This is a genomic window from Neobacillus niacini, assembly GCF_031456445.1.
Taxonomy (GTDB): Bacteria; Bacillota; Bacilli; order Bacillales; family Cytobacillaceae; genus Neobacillus; species Neobacillus niacini_I.
In genome coordinates this window covers 1-21,602 of the sequence record NZ_JAVDUQ010000052.1, presented here as the reverse complement: position 1 = coordinate 21,602, position 21,602 = coordinate 1, and the positions used below count along the sequence as shown (strand labels likewise).

The window sequence follows — 21,602 nt, the reverse complement described above, 5'->3', positions numbered from 1 at the left end:
GCTTTTGGGCAATGGAGGGAGTGTAAGACGCTACATAGTGTGGTGCAGTTCCCAATGAAGCAGGAATCTCGTGACTTCAGTCATGAGAGGTTCAAGGTTTTAGTACATGACAATTCCATTAAGTTAAGCTAATATTAATAATGCAAAAAAACTTTTAGCCTAGTATTAGAGAAGGTGACAACGTTGGCAACAAATTCTCAAGCAATGGCGAAAGCGAAAGCCAAGGAACCGCTATTTCGTCGGGCGGTTTTTACTTTTAGCGGTTCGCATTTTTTAAATGATCTGGTAACCACAGGGATGGTTCCGGCTTTAGTTGTACTATACAAACACGCTTTTCATCTGAACTATACCCAATCCACTTTAGTCGTATTAATGTCTTATTTAACTTCCTCTGTTTCACAGCCGCTTTTTGGTATGTTTGCAGATCGTAAGCCGCGAATTTGGCTTTATCCGGCAGGGGTATTTTGCTCCATTATGGGGCTTGCTTTAACAGGTCTTGCTCCATCTTTACCGTGGCTGCTCCTTTTTATTTCCATCTCCGGGCTTGGTTCTGGTGCCTTTCATCCAGAAGCCTCAAGGGGTACCCATCTTGCTTCAGGTTCGAAAAAAGCACTTGCCCAAGCCATTTTTCAAGTAGGTGGAAATTCGGGTCAGGCCTTTGGCCCCTTATTGGTTTCACTTTATATCACGCACTCAGGGATTCGTGGACTTCTCTGGTTAATTCCCGTTGCTTTTTTATCCCTAATCCTAACGGGACAGATTCTGCCATGGTTACGTCAAAATTTAGAGTCTGCTAAACTGAATCGTAAAAAGGTATTCAAAGGGACCAACAATATACTTGGTGCAAGTCTACTCTCCTGTGTCATCATCCTCAGGTCATGGTGCCAAATTGGAGTGGTGGTCTTTTTACCTTTTTATTTGCACAATCTGACTGTTCAACAATCAGAAATCCTTAGCTTTGTCTTTGTCGGCGCAGGTGCACTTGGAACCTTCTTCGGAGGGCTTTGGGCAGACAAAATTGGCATGAAACGGTTACTTGTGATTTCGATGCTGATTGCTACTCCGTTTGCCCTGCTTTTTCCTTATGTACACGGGGTTTGGGCGGTGATCGACCTACTTTGTTTTGGATTTAGCGTTTTGTCCTCATTCTCTGTCAGCGTCGTTTATATGCAGCTCATGCTTCCTGAAAATATTGGGATGGCTTCAGGGCTTTCAATCGGATTCGGTGTAGGTGCCGGAGGAATTGGCTCTGTCTTCATGGGAGGGATCTCAGACATCTTTGGAGTTGCGACTGTTTTTACGATTCTCTCGCTCCTTCCGCTAGCCGGCTCCATTATTGCTGCTTTGATGCCAAACGATCGGATGGAAGTGACGCAGAAGGTATAAGAATTAGCAGCTCATTTTGATTCATATTAGACAGTGGAGTAGCCAGGCTGCGGTAGCCTGATCGTAATGAAGAGCTTGGATTTCCCAAGCTCTTCATTTTTATTTACTTTTTTCACTGAGCTTATTGATCTTTTCTTTTAGTTTTTCCTGTAATAGACGGGTAACCGGTCCAATTTCAAATATTTGTTCGATATCGCCTTTAACCGAAATAACAGGAGTTACTTCCTGAGCAGTACTCGAAATAAATACTTCATCCGCTTCCTTAAGTTCACTTGTTGTAAAAGCTTCTTCCCGAACCGTGATGTTTTGTTCCTCCGCAATCTTTAATATAAACTGCCGGGTAATCCCGTTAAGAATGAAATTGTTGGCTGGATGGGTCCTGAGCACATTATTTTTCACGATAAACACGTTGGAAGAAGATCCTTCCGTGCACGTTCCGTTACGATGTAGGATCGCTTCGGCACACTCGCTATCAGCAGCTTTTCGTTTCGCCATCGTGTTACCAAGCAAATTCAGGCTTTTAATATCACAACGAAGCCAACGAATATCTTCGGTTAACAAGACAGCGATTCCATTTTTTTTATCCTCTGCCGGCGGCTGCATTTGTCGTGCAAAACCGGTTACAGCACAATCGACGTTTCGCTCATACAAATGATTTCGCGGCCCACTTCCCCTTGTCATTTGAATATATACAATTCCATGCTCCAGACTATTTTTCGTAATTAATTCATGTGTTAGCTCGTAAAAGCGCTCTACGCTATACGGCATCTTCATTTCAAGCTTAGCTGCACTTTGTTCAAAACGAGTAAAATGTTCTTTAAGCGCAAAAGGTTTTTGGTTATATACAAATACCACTTCATAAATTCCGTCACCAAATAAATAACCCCTGTCCTCCATATCGATTTTAACATTTGTGCGTTCTGTTACTGTCTCGTTATACAGTACATATTGTTCCATTTTTTAACCACCTCATTAGGAATGATATGTTCCTATTTTAAAATAAAAATCGGCAATCCGTACAAGGTTTTCTCGATAAATAGATAGAAAATCGATAAAATAAACCATGGTTTCCCACCCAAACTGTTGGTCGGAGAATCACCTCTCACTAAGACGGCTCCAAAGTAAAAGCGCTATGTATCGCGGATTGCACCCTTTTATCCATTCGGTGACAATGCCTTGACATAGCGCTTTTTCGTTTTCTGCAGGTCGTTATTTTTGACACTGTAAAAAATAACAATGTGAAAGTAGGACATTTACGGCTGAATTACAGGAAGAGTTACAACCGCGTTAAATTAGATTTATTGGTGAAAGGGAAGCATTATTATTTTGTTATATAATGCTTTATTCCAGTCTGTTCAACCACTTCTACCCAGCTTAGTTTTACCCTACGGCAAATTGTTGTACTCAAAACCTGGCCTTTCCTCTTCAACAAATCATAATCCCTTTGCTTCGTTGAACCGATCCGAAGCAATTCTTTTTTTAATTCTTCAAGGGTTTCTTCATTTGACTTCAATAAAACCACCCCCATATATTTTTAGACTAATTTATTCATAATCTTAAATTAAGGAAAAATATTTATTTTGTTATCTCATTTACTGCTTCAATGACCTGAGGGGTAGTTTGCATATTTAAAACTTCTTGTGCAAGCTTTTCCATATCCGATTTTTTCAAGGTACGTATTAGTGAACGTGCTTTTAAAATAGAAGTGGCACTCATTGAAAATTCATCAAGGCCAAGGCCAAGAAGTACAGGGATTGCCGTTTCATCTCCTGCCATTTCTCCGCACATACCCGCCCATTTGCCTTCAGCATGTGCTGCATCAATCACCATTTTTACTAATCGTAAAATTGATGGACTATATGGCTGATACAAATAGGAAACCCTTTGGTTCATACGATCTGCAGCCATTGTATATTGAATCAAATCATTCGTACCGATACTAAAGAAATCAACTTCTTTTGCGAATTGATCTGCTAAGATTGCAGTGGAAGGAATTTCGACCATAATACCAAGCTCAATCTGTTCAGCTACTTGTACTCCATCAGAAACAAGCTTTTGCTTTTCTTCTTCTAAAATAGCTTTGGCAGAACGGAATTCATCCAGTGTTGCAATCATCGGGAACATGATTTTTAAGTTTCCATAACCGCTTGCTCGCAGCAGGGCGCGAAGCTGCGTACGAAAAATATCTTGCTCTTCTAAGCAAAGACGAATGGCACGGAATCCTAGAAATGGATTCATTTCTTTCGGTAAATCTAAATAGGGAAGTTCTTTATCACCGCCGATATCAAGTGTCCGAACAACTACCGGCTTTCCATTCATTCCTTCTAAAACAGCCTTGTAAGCTTCAAACTGTTCTTCTTCTGTCGGAAGCTGATCTCTGCCCATATAAAGGAATTCTGTCCGATAAAGTCCGACACCTTCACTGCCATTTGCAATAACTCCTTTTAAATCATTCGGGGTACCAATGTTCGCAGCTAATTCAACGTGGTGGTCATCAGCGGAAACTGTTTTTTCATTAACAAGTTTTGCCCACTCTGCTTTTTGGCTTTCATATTCTTCAGCTACTTTACGGTATTGCTCAACAACCTCAGGTGTTGGATTAATGTGAACCTCACCCTTTAAGCCATCCACAACCACTATATCGCCATGGTTGATGTCCTCTGTTGCTGTTTTTGTACCAACAACAGCAGGGATTTCCATCGAACGGGCCATTATTGCTGAATGCGATGTACGTCCCCCGATGTTCGTAGTAAATCCTTTTACAAATTGTCGATTTAATTGTGCTGTATCAGACGGTGTTAAATCCTCTGCAACAATGATCACTTCCTCAGCAATCATAGAAGGATTAACCATTTGAACGCCTAATAAATGTGAAAGAACACGTTTTGTAACATCACGAATATCTGCAGCACGTTCTCTCATATATTCGTTATCCATCTGTTCAAACATCATAATGAACATATCTGCAGTTTCTCTAAGTGCAGACTCTGCATTCACTTTTTCCGTTTGTATCTTATCTTCAATTGGACCTGTTAATTCAGGATCATTCAAAACAAGAAGATGTGCTTCAAAAATTGCTGCTTTATCTGCACCGAGGTCAACGATCGCTTTGTCTCGTATGGCCTCAAGTTCTGAATTTGCTTTCTTCACTGCAGAACAGAAACGTTCTACTTCTGCATTCGTATCATCAATGGTTTTCTTTTCAAATGATAGATCTACGTCAAAGAGACGGTATGCTTTTGCGATGGCAATACCATTTGAGGCGGCAATTCCATGTAAAAAGTTCATTATTCAGCCAATCCTTCCCTTGTTAAGGTTTCTTCAAGGCTTCTTAATGCATCTTCCTCATCACTGCCTACTGCAAAAATACTAATTTCTTCCCCTTGACCTATACCTAAAGACATAACACCCATGATTGATTTTAAGTTTACTTTTTTCCCTCTACATTCCAAATTAATATTTGAATCAAATTTACTAGCAGTTTGAACTAATATTGTTGCAGGTCTTGCATGAATTCCTGATGCTTCGATTATTTTAAATTGTTTTTCTGCCATTGTTAAAACAAACTCCTTTTCAAAATATGTCTATATTCCTCTAAGATTACTCAGCAAGGTTTAAAACCGTTACCTTTTCCCTTGTCATCGATTCGATACTTTTGCGAATTCCTTGTACTCCCATACCAGAACCTTTTATACCGATAAACGGAAAATGGTCCGGGCCACGCTCTGTACGTCCATTTATTTGGACGGAACCTACTTCAAGCTTGCCTGAAATTCTAAATGCTCTGTTCACGTCTTTTGTAAAAATACTTGCCTGGAGGCCGTATTCAGAGGCATTTGCAATTTGTACGGCTTCGTCTTCTGACGAAACACGGATAATCGGCAATACAGGTCCGAACGGTTCCTCCCATGCTACACGCATATCCTCTGTAACATGATCAAGCAGTGTAGGATAGATCAAGTTATGCTCCCGTTTGTTTCCGATCACAACTTCAGCACCTTTTCCAAGTGCATCGGCAATCAAAATTTGAATAAAATCAGCTGATCTATTATCAATTAATGGAACAATCATACTGCCCTCTTCAGGAGAACCCACAGTCAATTTTTCCACTTCTTCCTTTACTAATCCTACGAGCTCATCTGCTACTTTTTCATGTACGAGTACACGCTTAATCGCTGTACAGCGCTGGCCGGAGTATGAGAATGCACCGCTGACGATTTGTTTTGCTGCTTCTTTTAAATCGGCATCCTCACAGACGATGCCAGGGTCTTTTCCACCAAGCTCAAGGACCAGAGGAATCATGGTTGCTTTTTTCGCTAGTTGAACACCAGTATTGGTACCGCCCGTAAAGGAGATCATATTCATTCCTTTATGCTCCACCAAGTAATCTCCAATCACAGAGCCTTTTCCCGTTACAAGGGCGACTAGACCTTTGGGCAGACCTGCTTCGTCAAGTGCTTCAATCATTTTCGTACCGCTGATAGCTCCTTGTGTGGCAGGTTTAAAAATCACTGCGTTTCCTGCCATTAATGCCGGTGCTATTTTTGCTGCTGCCAAGTTTACTGGGTAGTTGAATGGAGAAATCGCTAATACGACCCCTATTGGAATGCGCTCAACAATAGCAACCTTCGATTTCGATCCACCTGGAAAGCTGTCTCCCCTCATACTTTCGCCATGCATATGCAAGGCTTCCTCAATGGTGTAGCGAATGAAATCCGCTGTCCGTAAGACTTCATTATTTGCATCTTTATAACTTTTACCGACTTCTCGCATAATCGTGTCGGCTATTTCCTCTTGCCTGCTAACCAATTCATCTGCCCATTTATTTAAATAGCTTGCACGTTGTTGAAGAGAAGTTTTTGCCCATTCTTTCTGTGCATCATGTGCAGACCAAATTGCATCATCTACTTCTTCCTTCGTAATTGCCTGTACTTTTCCAATTGTTTCATAAAGGTAAGGTGACATAATGTCAATAGTCTGACCTGACTGGCTTTCTTTCCATTCCCCGTTCATGTAAAACTTATAAGTCGATAAGGTTACTTCATTTGTCGCCATAAAAAAGTCCTCCCCGAATTGTAATTATTTATAAACAGAATGAGGATTCTGCCTATTTTGCAAAGATCCACAAGGGACATTCTATGTCCCTGTGTGACAAAAAACGTCCCAGCAGTTGCAAAAAAAATTCACCTTTAATACTTTTTTATTCTAGCAAAGGTAAATCTGTTTCTCAACAGCAATTTTAAAATTTCTAAATATTTCTCATTTTCTGTTTGCTAGGTATTCATCCTGATCCAAAAGAAACTAGCTTTTTATCAAATCGAACCTCGTACAAGTGGTATTGCTTAGCCTGCCTATTCAACACTAAAATGGCTTCCGACAATTGGCATGATTTAAACGACAATTGGAATGGGTTAAACGACAATTGGCGCAAATTTAACGACAATTGGAATGGGTTAAACGACAATTGGCGCAAATTTAACGACAATTGGAACCACCAATGCGACAATTAGAATGATAAAGAAATGTGTCAGGCACCATCCCATTTTCTGGACGGTGCCTGGCTCTTTTTAAAAATCAAAATGTAATTGGGAAGCACTTTCTAATAAAAAATCTGATTGCTTTCTCCCGTATAAATATAACCGATGCATCGGTCTTGTCATCGAAACATACAGCAATTTGATATCTAGATCTACTTTTCCGTATGGTTCCTCTAAGCAGACAATCAACACTGCATCAAACTCCAAGCCTTTCGATAAATAAGAAGGTACAATCACCACATGACCCTTCTTCATATCTTGTTTTTCCTCTAATAATTGAATCGGAAGCTGACTTTTTTCAAGGATCTCATAGATTCTTTGACATTCTCTGTCGGTCCGTCCAATGATCGCAATGGAGTTTAGATCTTCCTCTTTAAGTGAGACAATATCTTGTTTTAGCTGCAGCCTAACCTGTTCCACATTAGGAGGATCAATCGTTTTAAACAATGGTTTTTGACCATGCCGAATGACGGGTTCAACCTTTGGCAATTCCTGGTCGATTAGCTTAAGGATATCATTGGCCAAATTCATAATTTCTACAGTGGTTCGATAGCTTTTTTGCAGGGCTTGATAATTCGCATTTGGAAAGACATTTTTCAAAACGGGTTCCCAGCTATTCAAGCCGCGATAGGAATGAATGCCTTGGGCCAAATCTCCGACTATGGTAAATAAGTCTGTTTCGAAACCTTCCTTTAAAGCTGCAAATTGAAAATAGCTGTAATCCTGCGCCTCATCAATAAAAATACTGCGCATTTTATATTTTTCATCGATACCTTCTAATTTAGCTTTCATATAAAATAACGGAGCTAAGTCCTCTAGTTCATATGCCCCTCGTTCAAAAATCCGCTGACAAAACTGACTTAGAACCTTACATTCTTGTTCGGTTAGAGTGGTTGAATGCTTTTTTATGATTTCAGGTGAAGACATGAGTTCTCTGTACACGGTAAAAATATCTTTCATCACAAAGTGTTCCATATATTTTTTTACGGCAGTCTTCGATTCCTTCTCCACTTGGGCGATTCTTTGTTTTTTCATATCCATGAGGTCAACCACTTTTTGCTTTCTTTTTTCTGTGTCAATCCTTCTGCTATAAAGAGCCCGATCTAAAGCATCATCATATTTTGTGTTTAGTTTTGATTTGATAATGGCTTTTTTCTTTTTTAAATCACTTTCTAAAAGGGATTTTATTTTCATAATCCTTTTATAGATTGGTAAGTACGTATATTCTTTTAAAAATAGTCGTTTGAGATTTGCTCCCTTCAGGAGAATTGATTTTTCGACAATAAAATCCTCTGTAGGCGCAAGACTTAATTCCAATTCTTTTAAATAACCATCGATTACTTCTTTAAATGCCAGTGAACCCTTATAACCGGACATCCATTGAATGGTCTTGGGATTTCCCTTCCCTTCAAGAAGCTTCATCAACTTTGTATAAGGGGACATCAGTTTTATTTTCTGTCCTAAAGAAGCTTTCATAAAATCGATAAAGGTAGTTTGGTTAATTTTGTTTACGCCGAGTTCCGGTAAGACAGCAGATATATAGTCAATAAACAATCGGTTTGGTGCAAGAATCATGAGTTTTTCTGGAGGAAATTTAAACCCGGCAGAATAGAGAAAGTAGGATATTCTATGGAGTGCGATGGTTGTCTTCCCGCTTCCCGCGGCTCCTTGAACGATAATGGGGTGTTTCAGTGATGCTCGAATCACTTCATTTTGCTCATTTTGAATGGTCGCAACGATTTCGGTTAAGCGATTGTCTGCTTTACCTGATAATGATTTCTGTAACAGTTCGTCGTGTGTGGTTAAATCGATGTCCCGGATTTCTTTTAAGTACCCTTCGGCAATTTCATACTGCCTTTTTAAGGATAAATAACCGGTTTGTGTCTCCCCATACGCTTCATAAGAGACATCTCCCAGCCGGCCATCATAGTACACATTGGCAATGGGCGACCGCCAATCCACGATAATCGGTTGTTGTGTCACACGGTCAAACAAGGATACCTTGCCGATGTACAAATTTTCTTCCTTTTTCGTACTATTGCTTGTAAAATCGATCCTTGAAAAATAGGGCTTGCCTACCACGCTTTCTAATCTTTTCAGTTCACTTTGAGCTAATTCAAGAAATCTTGCATTGGCAAGGAGGTCTGTGTAACTTGCACTGCTATCTTTATCGTCCCGTTCGGCAAACGCTTGTTTCATGTTTTCAACAAAAAACTCTTTATTCCCCTTCGAGATCTCTAAAACGGTTCGTATGTATTCCTTGGTAAACTCTAATCGCTCGACTTCTTCTTGGTAATCTTTGTGGTCTCGGACAGACATTTGATCTTTGGTACTCATCCTATAATTTCGTCACCTCGCTATGCAATGATGGAAACATGGGATATTAAGATTAACGAAAACATTTATCCTCGTCAAGTTATTCCTTCGAGATAAAGAAAGTGCCAGGCACTTTCCAACTTTTTGGACGGTACCTGGCGCTATCTATGTTCTTTTTTTTCTAGGACCAACAATTAATTTGATGGCTGTTTTATTTTCATTATTGATTAAAATATCTAAAAATGCAGGAACAAAAACTAGATTAACACCGCTAGGAGCTACGAATCCTCTTGCAATGGCAATGGCTTTAATTGCTTGATTTAAAGCACCTGCTCCAATCACTTGAATTTCTGTAACACCTTTTTCACTTATTACGCCTGCAATTGCACCTGCAACTGAATTTGGATTTGATTTTGATGATACCTTTATTACATCATCCATATAATTTTTTCCCCCTGTTATTTTATCGCTTGATATGATTACTACAAAAATGGGAACGTATCTTTAATCCTATTCAAATTGATATCAAACAGAACGAGTGAACTGATTCCTAGGATACTTTTTCTAAAATCCTTCATCTATACTCGAAAATTGAAAGCAATCCTTGTTTAAGGTATGCATCCGTTTTGCTGAATAAGAAAACTTAAAAAATAATTGGATTTCAAAGGGAAAAACCTCCTTTATGTCGAAATAATAGATAAAGGGGTTGACCCAATGAATAAAGTTGATTTATTAAAAAATCTACGCCATTCCAGTCGAGGGAATATGTTTGCAGCAGAGGTTCCTAAGGCTGCAAAAGAAGATCAAAAAAAGATTGAAGAATTAGTTGCTGAATTAGAAAGGGAAGGAAAAATCAAGCTAAGAGAATGTATACAGCGAGAATACTCTGTTTATTTACATGGGATCATTAAATATTCATCAGAATAACCTGGTATTCTTTATTTTTGGTAAAACAAAGCCATCCGTCATACCGAACGAATTCTTTAACTAATTAATTCCGTTCACGACTTAAAAACGAAGGCTGTCACAACAGCCTTTTATCCTCATGATCACTTTTATTTTATAACCATACATCCTGAATCTTCTTCGATGTGCTTCACATTTTCTTTTTTGCTCCCCTAAAACGATTACAAGACATAATTTATAGTTTTTCCATAACAAAATCGTGTTGTAAATTTCTCTCTAATTTTTCTAAGTTACCACCATCTTCTACAAAAGTTTTGAATGTATCCGCCATTAACTTTCCTGAAGTTTTCTTTATGTGGTTAACTTTAAGAAATGTTTTCAACTGTACAAAATCAGGGGTTACATCATCACGGTGTAATTTCCCCGGAATTTTTGTCCAAAATTTTTCCCACTCATCCAATAACCCAATTTCATTAAAATATTGTTTTTGTAAACCGCATAACCATGCCGTACAAGAGGTGTTCCGTTTTTGACAACCTTCCTTATCGTTTAAAAATTCACACCCCTGACAACAGGTATTTCCACTGCTAATACAGATCGTGCAAATTTCATTAGCCCCAATTTCTTCAAACACTCTTAAACCATACTGGATAAGATGCTCTTTTTTCATCTCAATACTCATTATTTACTCCTGACTTTACTTGGTTTATAAAAGGATTTACTATTTGAAACTTCCCCATTATTTGAAACTACTCTTGAGGAATGGGAAATGATGAAGAATACTTCAGAGTATGAAGCGAAGAATGTTGAGGTCAGCATTGAGGAGAAGATCAAGTACGCTATGATTAAGCTACACCTTGGGACATGGGGTATACCTAACAGGTCCCTTGTCCCAGGTAATTCATCCGATTTTATTTTAATAATTCTTCAACGATCCACTTAGTGTCCGTTATTATAGGGACAGTTCAACTGTTGCGTTTATTTACTTATTTTTTCCTTGTCTTTCTTGGGATTTTAAGGCTACTTTTTCTAGTCCATTGTTTGCAAATTCTACATCTGTCTTAGGCATTGCATGATTATTTTTTAATTCCTTGTTCTTTTTGGTAGACATTTTTACACCATCCTTTTCTATTGATTTTGCTATTTGATCAAGGATGCCACACCTTTTTCATATTCGAGCACCCACTATTTTAGTTTGCTTTCTTTTTTGTCTGCTATCCCTTGATTGTTTAGTTTGCTATGATCTAACTAACTGGTCTTAAAGTGTTCTCCTTAATTTTTAAGCATTCCGCATTGAATTTTTCGACTTCTTCATAATTTAAAAGATGTCCTGAATTTTCAAACCAGATGCATTCTTTATGTGGACATTCCAAAGTATGAAAGTATTTTTCTGCTAATATGGATGGGACTTGATAATCGTGTCTGCCTGCAAAAATATAAACGGGAACCTCCAGCTTTGGAGCCGTTTCGATGAAATTAATATTCATTAACTGTTCCCATAATGAATCCAAAGAAAACTTGCCCCCTTTGATAAAAATGAACCAATCTTTCATGGTATATTCAGGTGCAAATAGAATATTTGAATAAACAAGATTATACATAGTTACTCCGATGAAAGAACCTCCGAGTTTGGCAAGCCACTTTCTTTGAACCCCTAAATATTTCATATCATACGGATTATAATCGATCTCCTCTAATTTTTTTAGCGCCTTCTTATGATTGGAATCTTTCGCTTTATTGATTGTAAATTCATAAGAAATTTTTTCACCTTCCCGCATATTCACAACTTGACCAATCCCTATGTATCCATAGATGCATTCTGGTGCTTTTTGGGAGGCTAATACCCCTAGCACCGATCCCCATGAATGACCGACTAGAAAAAGTTTTGGCTGATTAAAGCGTTTTAACAGGTATTGAATTAATTCAACCGTATCCTTTACCATATTTTCAATCGTAAGTTCTTCTTTTTTTAACTCTTGGAGTAGGATAACCCAGCCCCCCGTTGGTCCCAATTTACTACCGTAAAGTGTTTTTCTAAATCACGTTGAAATTTAGGAGAAGATAGTTTTGCAAGTTTGGGATTACTTCTATTGCTTTTTTACTGGAGTAACTACGGCAAATAAATTTTCGCTTGGATCTGATAAATTGAATTCTATTACCTTATAGCCATTTTTTCCTTCTTTGCATTCGTTTTTCGTTGATATAATTAATTGAGTATTATTCATTGTTCACTCTTCCTTCTTAACATTTATCCACAGAAGCTACTATATGGGCGTTTGTTAGAATATGTGCATGTGTTTTTTTAAAAGATCAATATACCCTTTTGAAATCCAAACCTTCCGATGAAGGCCAAAACTCATCGGGAAGCAAAAAAAACATCCTTCATAAGCTCGATTAAGGTCAAAAGTCAGGGTTGCCCCTGTGAAAATGGTCTTCATAAGCTCGATGAAGGTCAAAACTCATTGGGAAGTGAAGAAAACGTCCTTCATAAAATCGATGAAGGTCAAAACTCATCGGGAAGTGTAGCAAACGTCCTTCATAAAATCGATGAAGGCCAAAACTCATCGGGAAGTGTAGCAAACGTCCTTCATAAAATCGATGAAGGCCAAAACTCATCGGGAAGCAAAAAAAACATCCTTCATAAGCTCGATGAAGGCCAAAACCCATTGGGGAAGCGTAGAAAACGTCCTTCATAAAATCGATGAAGGCCAAAACTCATCGGGAAGCAAAAAAAACATCCTTCATAAGCTCGATGAAGGCCAAAACTCATCGGGAAGCAAAAAAACATCCTTCATAAGCTCTATGAAGGACAAAAGTCAGGGATCCCCTTTGAAAATGGTCTTCATCATAAGTCATCCAAATAAAATAAAAAATTCATCATACCGGGCAGTGCTCATGTTATTAACAGCTTAACAGCACCTTGAAACCTTTCCGCCCTTCGCATTGTACCGTGCTTCCTGTACCTCACAGAAGAACTCTTTTCGTGATTTAACCGGCATGTCAGGATGATGCAATTCCATATGTTCCACGTAAGTCTCATAGCTTGGAACTCCGACCAGCAAACTGATGAATTGCTTTCTGTAGGCGTTGAATTCTCTTATTTTGTTAAGCATAATGTTTAAAATCTCCTCCTTCATCCCGTTGCACATACTGCGTTTCGTGCAATGGTAATTTCTGATTGGTAAGGACTAGAAACCAGATTCGGAGTGCCGAAATCAAAACAACAATGACCACAATCATGAAAATAGCTGTAAGGGTTGCATCCACATAATCGTTGATGATTACTTGTTTCATTTGTGCTGCCGTCGTTGCAGGAGCAAGGATTTTTCCCGTTGCATTTGCTTCACTAAAAATATCCGCATGGGCAATGAAGCCGATTTTCGGATTTTCATGGAATAATTTTTGCCAGCCTGCCGTTAATGTGACAATTAGCAGCCACGTTGTTGGCAACAGCGTTACCCATACATAAGCTTTTTTGCCCATTTTGTAAAGAATCGTTGTCCCAAGCAGCAAGGCAATTCCGGCCAACATTTGGTTGGCTATTCCAAAAAGTGGCCATAACGTATTGATTCCGCCTAATGGGTCAATAACTCCTTGATATAAGAAATAACCCCAGCAAGCTACGCACAAGGCTGTTGCAATGATATTGGGAAAGAAAGATTCTGTTTTTGCCAAAGGCTTATAAACAGTTCCAAGTAAGTCTTGAATCATAAAACGCCCTACACGGGTTCCAGCATCAACGGTCGTTAAAATGAACAAGGCTTCAAAAAGAATCGCAAAATGGTACCAAAAGGCCATTAAGGCTTTCCCTCCGATTATTTTTGAAAAGATAACCGCCATCCCAATCGCAAGGGTTGGTGCACCGCCGGTTCTAGATAGAATGGTTTGCTCCCCCACGTCCTTGGCAAGTGTTTGCAAAACATCCGGAGTGATGGTAAATCCCCAACTTGAGAAACCACATTGGTTCCGATTAGGGCTGGCGGACTGTTAATCGCAAAGTAAATCCCAGGTGTCAACACACATGCCGCAATCATAGCCATGATAGCCACAAATGATTCTATCAGCATCGCTCCATACCCAATTGGCCGTGCATGTGATTCGAGCTCAATCATTTTAGGGGTGGTACCCGAGGAGACCAGGGCATGGAATCCGGAAACCGACCCGCAGGCGATGGTTATAAATAAGAATGGGAACAGATTTCCTGTGAATACTGGACCCGTCCCATCAATGAATTTCGTCAGGCCAGGCATTTCTAGATTTGGTGCCACAATGATGATTCCTAAGGCTAGCGCAAGAATTGTTCCAACTTTTAAAAAGGTACTTAAATAATCACGAGGTGCTAACAGGAGCCAAACAGGTAAGACTGAAGCAATAAAACCATAGATGATCATCATAATAGCAATGGTTTCCCCATTAAAGGTAAACATGCTGGCTAACTCAGGAGTTTCAGCAACCGTTTGGCCATAATAGAGGGAGAAAAGCAATAAGACAATTCCGATGATTGATGCTTCTCCAACACGACCTGGACGAATATAGCGCATGTATATCCCCATAAAAATCGCAATCGGTATCGTGGCTGCAATGGTGAACATCCCCCACGGACTTCCTGTCAATGCCTTCACGACCACCAAGGCCAAAACGGCTAATAGAATGATCATAATTCCTAAGATGCCAATCATCGAGATCAGACCGGTGACGCGGCCCATTTCGTCCTTAATCATTTCACCAAGTGACTTTCCATTTCGATGCATTGAGCCAAATAGAATGATGAAGTCTTGAACTGCACCAGCTAGCACCACACCAACGACAATCCAGATGGTCCCTGGCAAGTAGCCCATTTGTGCTGCAAGGATGGGACCGACTAATGGTCCTGCTCCAGCAATGGCTGCAAAGTGGTGATCAAAGAGAACCCATTTGTTTGTTGGTACATAATCTTTCCCGTCGTTATTGATTTCTGAAGGTGTTTTGCGTCTGTCATCAAGCTGAAATACCTTGTTGGCAATAAATCTGCTGTAGAATCGATAAGAAATGGCATAGACACATACTGCAGCTGTTAAAAGCCACACGGCATTAATGCTTTCGCCGCTGTTTAAGGCCATCACAGCAAATCCTGCCGCACAGAGGGCTGCTATTAGCCCCCAAATTAGAATCGATCTAAGCGCTTTTAATTCACATCGCCACCTTTTCTAAAATATACCAATATCGTAATTTATTATTCAGAAAATTAAAATAACTGATTTGTCCTATTCTGTTGTTTCTATCGGTTTTTCAAATATAAATACAGAAAGAGCCATATCCTCTTCTACCCCTTTTTACCAATTTACTTTAACAACTAGTAGAAGTAAGTTTATTTATAGTTAACATAATATTATTACGAGAAACTATAATCATAAGAATATAACCCTTTAATACTGGATCTATATAAGAACCTTATAAGATAAAAGATGCTAGTTTATTGCAACTCAATGGGATAAGACGCCAGGTTTCCCGTGTTATTGAGATAGAGATCATATTGCACTTGAATAGTGTATTTTTAAAAAATTCAAAAACCTGAATTTTTTTTTGTAGTTTTTTTGTAGATTTTTGTTTATTTTTGTAGTCTGCAATTTATAGTAAAAACAGAATTTATAGTAAAGACAAAATTCTCATCCAGATGGAATGAAAGCGCTTTTTTCAAGTAGGGTAAACTCTTTTATTAAAAGAGCCTATATAAAACTACTAAATTTTAATATGAGGTGATGGAATGCAAGAATTAATGCAAAATCTGGTTGGTGTAACAAACGATTTCCTTTGGTCAAAATTACTCATTATTATGCTTGTTCTCTCCGGTCTTTATTTTACATTCAAATCGAAATTTGTACAGTTTCGAATGCTAAAGGAAATGGTCCGCGTTTTAATGGAAGGAAGAACCAGTTCTAAAGATCACGTTTCCCCCTTTCAAGCCTTCTGTATAGGCATGGCCGCCCGCGTTGGGACAGGCAATATCACCGGTATTGCGATTGCAATTGCATTAGGCGGTCCTGGAGCGGTATTCTGGATGTGGATTATATCTATTATTAGCTCAGCATCCAGCTTTATTGAAAGTACGTTAGCGCAGGTATATAAAGTAAAAGATAAAAATGGTTTCCGCGGCGGCCCATCCTATTATATGGAAAAAGGATTAAACAAACGTTGGATGGGCGTATTATTCTCCATTTTAATTACCCTTTCTTTCGGTCTTGTTTTCAATTCTGTACAATCCAATACGGTTTCCATTGCTTTTGAAAACTCATTTGGTACAAATCGTTTAACTTTAGGGATTATCATGACCATTGCTTTCGCTGCGATTATCTTTGGCGGTGTGAAGCGTATTGCAAAAATAGCTGAATACAAGGTTATGGTACTAGCCGTGTTATACATTGGTGTTGCATTATTTGTCGTAATTACGAACATCACAAAAATGCCAGAAGTTCTTTCTCTTATTGTAAAAAATGCGTTTGGCCTTCAACAAATCGCAGGCGGTTCCATCGGTGCCGCGCTGATGAATGGAGTTAAACGCGGTTTATTCTCCAATGAAGCCGGTATGGGGAGTGCACCAAACGTTGCCGCAACAGCCACAACCAGTCACCCGGTAAAACAAGGACTGATCCAAGCATTTGGCGTATTAACGGATACACTGATTGTTTGTACAAGCACAGCCTTTATTATTTTACTTTCTGATGCTTGGAAACAACCAGGGTTAGAGGGAATTGCCCTTACACAAGCCGCATTAAGTGAACATGTCGGTTCCTGGGCATCCGGCTGTCTTGCGATTTTTATTTTCCTATTTGGATTCGGTGCGTTAATTGGTAACTATTATTATGGGGAAACCAATATTCGATTTTTACACAAGAGTAAAGTATGGTTAATAATATATCGCATAAGTGTTTTAGCCATGATTATATTCGGTTCTATTGCAAAGATCCAGGTTGTATGGGATTTAGCGGATTTATTTATGGGCTTCATGGTTGTTGTGAACTTAATCGCCATTCTATTATTATCAAAAGTGGCCTTTGCAGCTTTGCAAGATTACGTGAAACAGAAAAAAGCCGGTAAGGACCCTGTTTTTTATAAAGATAGCATTGAAGGTATTGAAAACGTTGAATGCTGGGAGTATTCCGAAGAGGATTCAACTTCAAAAATAGCAAATTAGAAGAAATAAAAAGATGTTCAGACTGGGTTGGTCTGAACATCTTTTTATTTACTAAGAACATACAATAGACCTGCCGCCAATTGGTGAATAGACGCCTCAAATTGGTGTTTGTGCTGCTCCAACTAGCGATTGTGCTGCTCCAACTAGCGATTGAGCTGCTCCAACTAGCGATTGAGCTGTTCCAACTAGCGATTGAGCTGTTCCAACTAGCGATTGTGCTGCTCCAACTAGCGATTATGCTGCTCCAACTAGCGATTGTGCTGCTCCAACTAGCGATTGAGCTGCTCCAACTAGCGATTGTGCTGCTCCAACTAGCGATTGTGCTGCTCCAATTGGAGGAAAGACACCTCTAATGAAGAATAGCTGACCCCAACCTAGCAGATCAGCTATTCCCATTGCTAAAGACTTCCCAGCCATTATCATCTTATTAAAGAGACGATCCTCGTGGCAAGGGATCCATTTCATTCATCATTTTTTGCAGCGCTATAATTTTCTTATTCAATTGTTGGCTGATTTTTCTTACTTCCGGATCAGAGATCCCCTTATTCTGTACTGCATCATACATAATCCGGCGGTCTTCATTTATACTCTTGCTTAATTCCAGTGCATTCTTTAGAAGCATTATCCCTATTTCCTTTCTATACATCTTCATTATTTTTAAAGGATTCTAAGCAGTTGCTGAAGCGAAGCAAGGTCATTAAAGAATAAACCCTAAAACATTGTAATGTTTTCATTCGAATAGATCGTGATGATCTAAAAAACATCACCGATAAACTATAACTATTCCCTTTTTCCTAAAAAATTCCTCAAGTTAGAGTCCTTCATTTTAGCAAACTGACCTATAAATTATGAGTTTAGTTGATCCCAGGGATGATTCCGCTCTGGGGCGGTTTCATGCAACTTTTTCTCTTCTTCCGTTTCCGGAATGATTTGCGGGACACGTGCCGGGCGTTTATGCTCATCAAGTGCTACAAATGTTAGTAGTGCAGTCGCTGCGATTTTATGCTCACCGCTTTTTAAGTCTTCTGCAATAATTTTTACAAAAACCTCAATATACATCATCGGACGGTTTTCCATCCTCTCGGCATCAATCGCAACGGGTCTTATCTGAATTTTATGCATGCCGAGAATTCCCACCTGCGGGCTGTTTAAAATCGGCGTGGACATCAAGAACCAAAGATGCTGCCGTTTGTTGAACCTCTACCAAGCGTTTCGCAATCGTTTGATGGCGTCGGGACATTTTAACGCGCTCTACCGGTTTATCAAACTCTGATTCTGCCTTAGCTATTGCTTTTTTACTCGGTTCTTTACAAGTTCAGTTGGTATTTCCTCCTCGGTGACCATAAAAACCGGATTTTTTGCTATGTTGGTCACTGAGACCACTCCTCAGTGACCATGGAACCGAAGTTTTTGCTTGCCTGGCACTGAGACTGCGGAACATGAATTTTATATCCAGCCACGATATTGGGAAGCTTCTGCCATCTTTCTGATTCCGACCATATAGGCAGCCAAACGCATATTTATTTGGTAATTTTGTGCTGTAGAGAAAACTCTCTCAAAAGAATCGACTACTTTTTTGCGTAATTTTTCAGCTACCTCTTCTTCAGACCAATAATAACCTTGGTTATTTTGTACCCATTCAAAATAGGAAACGGTTACCCCACCAGAGCTAGCAAGTACATCCGGGACGAGGAGCACGTTCCGTTTTGCTAATATGTTTGTCGCTTCAAGGGTTGTTGGTCCATTTGCTGCTTCTACAATAATTTCAGCTTTTATATTATCAGCATTCTCACGTGTAATTTGATTGAAATGCCTCTTCGTTTTGCCGCCTCTTCAATACAGATCGTCACTCCTTGAGCAGTGGCTGTTTCACGTCCTTGTGAACCGCCGAGCACAAGAGGTTTTCCTGTTATAAATCCCGGTGAATCAAATTCCTGAATTCGGCTATATTCATCCATCATCCAGGCCATAATTATTGATAAATTGTCCTTAAGCGCTTTCACATTTGTTCTAATAAGAACGTACCTATAATCTATAATGGGACCTACATCATTAGACAAAAAAACACAAAATATCTTTTGAAAATTTTAATGTTAATGAGAAAGAGGAGTTAAAAATTCTCCAAAACGTAAAAAGGAGAACTAAAAAGTCCCCTTTCTTATAACAATTGAATACCGCCTTCTGCTTTTGATTCAAATTTATGATCGTTCAAGAGATCCATGTTTCGCCCAATATTATTGGATTCTCGAAGCCGAATCACCCATAGACCGGCTTTTAACATCCAAATCCCTGGGTACGCTACCTTTTTTCCGATTGCTTCAATCTCATGATTCCGCTCGATTATGAGCTGCTCCCAATCTGATTCTTTTGCAGCAGCGAGTCTCTGTGCAAAGTCCCATGCATAATTGCGTGCTTTCTCCATACTAAAGTTGATGATTGCTTTAGAAGCATTCGGATCAATCCGGTCCAAAAATCCAATCCATGGCGAAATCTGATCCAGGTCACTTCTTACTTCATCGAAGAGTGACGCCAATATCCTGTTTATTTTCATGAAATCATCTTTAAGCTTTAAAATATCAGCATTTTTTCCGGTCATGGCAGCCGCAACCCCTAAATCGAGATTGATATGTGCATTCATGCCGAGAAGCAAATGCTGGAGAACAATCGGTCTCCGTTTTCGCGTACAGCGAAAGGCGACTTGCCAGCTGAGGCTAGTCGCCTTACCGTTTAAATAGTCATTTAGCGCGTCCAGATAGTAATTGGCGAAGCATACATCCAATCGCTCCATTCTGGCTCCGTCCTCAAATTCATTATTCAGAATACCCATTTTCACTCGAACGGTTACCATTCGGTACAGAGAAGCAAAATAGCCAATTTTGCTTTTTGTTTGGATACTCATTGCAATAATTTGATCCAGTTGCCAAATTACTTCATCGATTGTCCTGGCATTTCCTAGCGTAATGGATGGTCGATTCATTTCTCATTCTCCTAACCTCATAAAATCACTTTGGTGAGATTCTAAATGAAATTCCAACATCAAAGGGACGGTTACTCCCCCCCCCTTATTTGTTCATTATTATGCTTAATCCATTGTTAAAATGAAGCTATTTTCTATGTACTAGTAAAATGAAAAAATTGGACAAGTCATAGAAATCCCTACTAAAATTGAAATAAGCACGAATCTTGATTGTTCAGTCTTCTTTTTGCTACCCTACAAAATTTATTTAATCCATACACTGAGTTTACAAGGCATTAATAATCAGATGATATGATTGGTTTATCAACGTATGAGGAGGCAGTATAAATGAATGTGCGTGCGATTTTTATTGATATGGATGGTACACTACTAACAGCCTCAAACAACATTTCCTGCCGAAATATGGAAGCCATTTATAGGCTCATGAATCAGGGAGTCAAGGTTTTTTTAGCTACTGGCCGACACTATGAAGTAACCGCTCCCTACCATAAAGAAATTGGTTTAAAAACTCCTATGATCTGTTTGAATGGTGCTGCTATTCACGATGCAGTGACAGGAAGAACTATGCAAATGAAAACCGTGCGACTGAACGAAGAACGATTTCACGATCTGACCGCTGAAAATCTTTTTAATGTTATGATCCATACAGCTAATGGGCTTTATTGTAAGGAAACAAATGAAGAAATTGATTATTGGACAAAAGTTGGGCAAATTCCGCCACGGTATATTGGAGATTTAAGACAGGCAAATTATCAAGAAGTTCTTAAATATAGTGTTCGAACAGGTGCACCAAGTCATGAATTATCCGCTGTGTTTAAAAACGAAGCAGAAGTCATCAATTGGAATGACGGGTTTGAACTGGTTGCTCCTAATGTTTCCAAATGGTCTGCTATAAGAAGCTTACTGCGCGAATTCCGAATTAGTCCAAGTGAAGTTGTAGCGATTGGAGACGGACCCAACGACATAGAGATGCTTCGTCATGTTGGTACTGGTGTGGCAATGGGGAACGCCAGCGAAGAGGTTAAAGCGGCAGCTGATTTTGTTACAGGACACCACGAAAATGATGGATTAGCTGAGTTTATAGAACGTTATCTTCATAAATCATATGAATCATATGTGATTTAGGGTTATTTTAATGAATTTTCAGGATATGACGGCGGTGTCTAGGATTACGAGGACTGCTGCTAAAAATAGTAAAAAAAAGCCGACCTTTGATTTGAACTGCACCCTGTCAAGTAGACAGTATAAAAAAATAAAATTAGGCAATGGCCTTAGCTCGATATTCTATCGGGCTAAGGCCATTAAATTT

Annotated in this window: 20 protein-coding genes and 4 pseudogenes; 6 read left to right on the top strand and 18 right to left on the bottom strand. The window is 39.2% G+C overall.

The annotated features are described in order from the left end of the window. Positions 1-183 precede the first annotated feature (183 nt). Entirely contained in the window at positions 184-1,386 is a 1,203-nt protein-coding gene (locus tag J2Y67_RS25980) for an MFS transporter (RefSeq protein ID WP_396954144.1), read from the top strand. A 99-nt stretch (positions 1,387-1,485) separates the two neighbouring features. Here the strand turns inward: J2Y67_RS25980 and dat are convergent, their stop codons facing one another. The 7 genes from dat to J2Y67_RS25945 form a co-directional block, all read right to left on the bottom strand. Beyond that, a complete protein-coding gene (dat, locus tag J2Y67_RS25975) occupies positions 1,486-2,343 on the bottom strand; it encodes a D-amino-acid transaminase (protein WP_310178823.1) in 858 nt (285 codons plus the stop codon). A 364-nt stretch (positions 2,344-2,707) separates the two neighbouring features. Beyond that, a complete protein-coding gene (locus tag J2Y67_RS25970; protein ID WP_310178821.1) occupies positions 2,708-2,899 on the bottom strand; it encodes a hypothetical protein in 192 nt (63 codons plus the stop codon). A gap of 62 nt (positions 2,900-2,961) precedes the next feature. Then, complete coding sequence (gene ptsP, locus J2Y67_RS25965; RefSeq protein WP_310178819.1) at positions 2,962-4,674, bottom strand: phosphoenolpyruvate--protein phosphotransferase; 1,713 nt, start codon at positions 4,672-4,674, stop codon at positions 2,962-2,964. Beyond that, positions 4,674-4,940, bottom strand: coding sequence for a phosphocarrier protein HPr (locus tag J2Y67_RS25960; protein WP_310178816.1), 267 nt, complete (start codon positions 4,938-4,940; stop codon positions 4,674-4,676). Before J2Y67_RS25960 ends, ptsP begins: the two co-directional genes overlap by 1 nt. Before the next feature lie 46 nt (positions 4,941-4,986). Continuing rightward, on the bottom strand, positions 4,987-6,441 hold the full coding sequence (locus tag J2Y67_RS25955) for an NADP-dependent glyceraldehyde-3-phosphate dehydrogenase (protein ID WP_310178814.1): 1,455 nt from the start codon (positions 6,439-6,441) through the stop codon (positions 4,987-4,989). 512 nt (positions 6,442-6,953) lie between these two features. Beyond that, on the bottom strand, positions 6,954-9,260 hold the full coding sequence (gene helD, locus J2Y67_RS25950; RefSeq protein ID WP_310178813.1) for an RNA polymerase recycling motor HelD: 2,307 nt from the start codon (positions 9,258-9,260) through the stop codon (positions 6,954-6,956). 144 nt (positions 9,261-9,404) lie between these two features. Further along, on the bottom strand, positions 9,405-9,680 hold the full coding sequence (locus tag J2Y67_RS25945) for a stage V sporulation protein S (protein ID WP_310178811.1): 276 nt from the start codon (positions 9,678-9,680) through the stop codon (positions 9,405-9,407). Between the two features lie 273 nt (positions 9,681-9,953). On the opposite strand from J2Y67_RS25945, the gene J2Y67_RS25940 reads away from it, so the two are divergent. After that, positions 9,954-10,166 carry a hypothetical protein gene (locus J2Y67_RS25940; RefSeq protein WP_310178810.1) on the top strand — a complete coding sequence of 71 codons (213 nt, stop codon included), beginning with the start codon at positions 9,954-9,956 and terminating at the stop codon, positions 10,164-10,166. Between the two features lie 214 nt (positions 10,167-10,380). Here the strand turns inward: J2Y67_RS25940 and J2Y67_RS25935 are convergent, their stop codons facing one another. From J2Y67_RS25935 to J2Y67_RS25920, 4 genes are all read right to left on the bottom strand, one after another. Further along, positions 10,381-10,827 (bottom strand): DNA mismatch repair protein, encoded by a 447-nt coding sequence (locus J2Y67_RS25935; protein WP_310178809.1) that lies wholly within the window; start codon positions 10,825-10,827, stop codon positions 10,381-10,383. Positions 10,828-11,127: 300 nt separating this feature from the next. Continuing rightward, positions 11,128-11,256 carry a hypothetical protein gene (locus J2Y67_RS25930; RefSeq protein WP_310178807.1) on the bottom strand — a complete coding sequence of 43 codons (129 nt, stop codon included), beginning with the start codon at positions 11,254-11,256 and terminating at the stop codon, positions 11,128-11,130. A 133-nt stretch (positions 11,257-11,389) separates the two neighbouring features. After that, a complete protein-coding gene (locus J2Y67_RS25925) occupies positions 11,390-12,157 on the bottom strand; it encodes an alpha/beta fold hydrolase (protein WP_310178805.1) in 768 nt (255 codons plus the stop codon). Positions 12,158-12,232: 75 nt separating this feature from the next. Next, entirely contained in the window at positions 12,233-12,370 is a 138-nt protein-coding gene (locus J2Y67_RS25920) for a hypothetical protein (protein WP_310178803.1), read from the bottom strand. Positions 12,371-12,487: 117 nt separating this feature from the next. Between J2Y67_RS25920 and J2Y67_RS25915 the strand changes: the two genes are divergently transcribed. After that, on the top strand, positions 12,488-12,841 hold the full coding sequence (locus J2Y67_RS25915; RefSeq protein ID WP_310178802.1) for a hypothetical protein: 354 nt from the start codon (positions 12,488-12,490) through the stop codon (positions 12,839-12,841). Between the two features lie 213 nt (positions 12,842-13,054). Here the strand turns inward: J2Y67_RS25915 and J2Y67_RS25910 are convergent, their stop codons facing one another. Beyond that, positions 13,055-13,258, bottom strand: coding sequence for a YbdD/YjiX family protein (locus J2Y67_RS25910; RefSeq protein ID WP_310178800.1), 204 nt, complete (start codon positions 13,256-13,258; stop codon positions 13,055-13,057). Beyond that, positions 13,251-15,244, bottom strand: a pseudogene (locus tag J2Y67_RS25905) (carbon starvation CstA family protein). The gene J2Y67_RS25910 and the pseudogene J2Y67_RS25905 overlap by 8 nt, the downstream one beginning before the upstream one ends. A 644-nt stretch (positions 15,245-15,888) precedes the next feature. On the opposite strand from J2Y67_RS25905, the gene J2Y67_RS25900 reads away from it, so the two are divergent. Both J2Y67_RS25900 and J2Y67_RS25895 read left to right on the top strand, forming a co-directional pair. After that, positions 15,889-17,316, top strand: a complete 1,428-nt coding sequence (locus J2Y67_RS25900) for an alanine/glycine:cation symporter family protein (protein WP_310178798.1) — start codon at positions 15,889-15,891, stop codon at positions 17,314-17,316. A gap of 83 nt (positions 17,317-17,399) precedes the next feature. Continuing rightward, complete coding sequence (locus J2Y67_RS25895; protein WP_310178796.1) at positions 17,400-17,669, top strand: hypothetical protein; 270 nt, start codon at positions 17,400-17,402, stop codon at positions 17,667-17,669. A gap of 74 nt (positions 17,670-17,743) precedes the next feature. Here J2Y67_RS25895 and J2Y67_RS25890 read toward each other — a convergent pair whose 3' ends face one another. The 5 genes and pseudogenes from J2Y67_RS25890 to J2Y67_RS25865 form a co-directional block, all read right to left on the bottom strand. Then, a complete protein-coding gene (locus J2Y67_RS25890; protein WP_310178795.1) occupies positions 17,744-17,938 on the bottom strand; it encodes an aspartyl-phosphate phosphatase Spo0E family protein in 195 nt (64 codons plus the stop codon). A gap of 254 nt (positions 17,939-18,192) precedes the next feature. Further along, positions 18,193-18,369: pseudogene (locus J2Y67_RS25885) on the bottom strand (acyl-CoA thioesterase); the annotation flags it as partial. Beyond that, a pseudogene (locus J2Y67_RS25880) lies at positions 18,367-18,509 on the bottom strand (2-oxo acid dehydrogenase subunit E2); the annotation flags it as partial. The pseudogenes J2Y67_RS25880 and J2Y67_RS25885, both read right to left, overlap by 3 nt. Positions 18,510-18,762: 253 nt before the next feature. Beyond that, positions 18,763-19,376, bottom strand: a pseudogene (locus tag J2Y67_RS25870) (Glu/Leu/Phe/Val family dehydrogenase); the annotation flags it as partial. A 98-nt stretch (positions 19,377-19,474) separates the two neighbouring features. Continuing rightward, positions 19,475-20,293 carry a DUF5995 family protein gene (locus J2Y67_RS25865; RefSeq protein ID WP_310178793.1) on the bottom strand — a complete coding sequence of 273 codons (819 nt, stop codon included), beginning with the start codon at positions 20,291-20,293 and terminating at the stop codon, positions 19,475-19,477. A 327-nt stretch (positions 20,294-20,620) separates the two neighbouring features. Here J2Y67_RS25865 and J2Y67_RS25860 point away from each other — a divergent pair, with 327 nt between their 5' ends. After that, a complete protein-coding gene (locus J2Y67_RS25860; protein ID WP_310178791.1) occupies positions 20,621-21,418 on the top strand; it encodes an HAD family hydrolase in 798 nt (265 codons plus the stop codon). Positions 21,419-21,602 lie beyond the last annotated feature (184 nt).

Coding starts and splice junctions, on each gene's coding strand:
- dat (WP_310178823.1), bottom strand. CDS start 2,343: ATGGAACAATATGTACTGTATAACGAGACAGTAACAGAACGCACAAAT.
- ptsP (WP_310178819.1), bottom strand. CDS start 4,674: ATGAACTTTTTACATGGAATTGCCGCCTCAAATGGTATTGCCATCGCA.
- J2Y67_RS25960 (WP_310178816.1), bottom strand. CDS start 4,940: ATGGCAGAAAAACAATTTAAAATAATCGAAGCATCAGGAATTCATGCA.
- J2Y67_RS25955 (WP_310178814.1), bottom strand. CDS start 6,441: ATGGCGACAAATGAAGTAACCTTATCGACTTATAAGTTTTACATGAAC.
- helD (WP_310178813.1), bottom strand. CDS start 9,260: ATGAGTACCAAAGATCAAATGTCTGTCCGAGACCACAAAGATTACCAA.
- J2Y67_RS25945 (WP_310178811.1), bottom strand. CDS start 9,680: ATGGATGATGTAATAAAGGTATCATCAAAATCAAATCCAAATTCAGTT.
- J2Y67_RS25940 (WP_310178810.1), top strand. CDS start 9,954: ATGAATAAAGTTGATTTATTAAAAAATCTACGCCATTCCAGTCGAGGG.
- J2Y67_RS25935 (WP_310178809.1), bottom strand. CDS start 10,827: ATGAGTATTGAGATGAAAAAAGAGCATCTTATCCAGTATGGTTTAAGA.
- J2Y67_RS25930 (WP_310178807.1), bottom strand. CDS start 11,256: ATGTCTACCAAAAAGAACAAGGAATTAAAAAATAATCATGCAATGCCT.
- J2Y67_RS25920 (WP_310178803.1), bottom strand. CDS start 12,370: ATGAATAATACTCAATTAATTATATCAACGAAAAACGAATGCAAAGAA.
- J2Y67_RS25915 (WP_310178802.1), top strand. CDS start 12,488: ATGAAGGCCAAAACTCATCGGGAAGCAAAAAAAACATCCTTCATAAGC.
- J2Y67_RS25910 (WP_310178800.1), bottom strand. CDS start 13,258: ATGCTTAACAAAATAAGAGAATTCAACGCCTACAGAAAGCAATTCATC.
- J2Y67_RS25900 (WP_310178798.1), top strand. CDS start 15,889: ATGCAAGAATTAATGCAAAATCTGGTTGGTGTAACAAACGATTTCCTT.
- J2Y67_RS25890 (WP_310178795.1), bottom strand. CDS start 17,938: ATGCTTCTAAAGAATGCACTGGAATTAAGCAAGAGTATAAATGAAGAC.
- J2Y67_RS25865 (WP_310178793.1), bottom strand. CDS start 20,293: ATGAATCGACCATCCATTACGCTAGGAAATGCCAGGACAATCGATGAA.
- J2Y67_RS25860 (WP_310178791.1), top strand. CDS start 20,621: ATGAATGTGCGTGCGATTTTTATTGATATGGATGGTACACTACTAACA.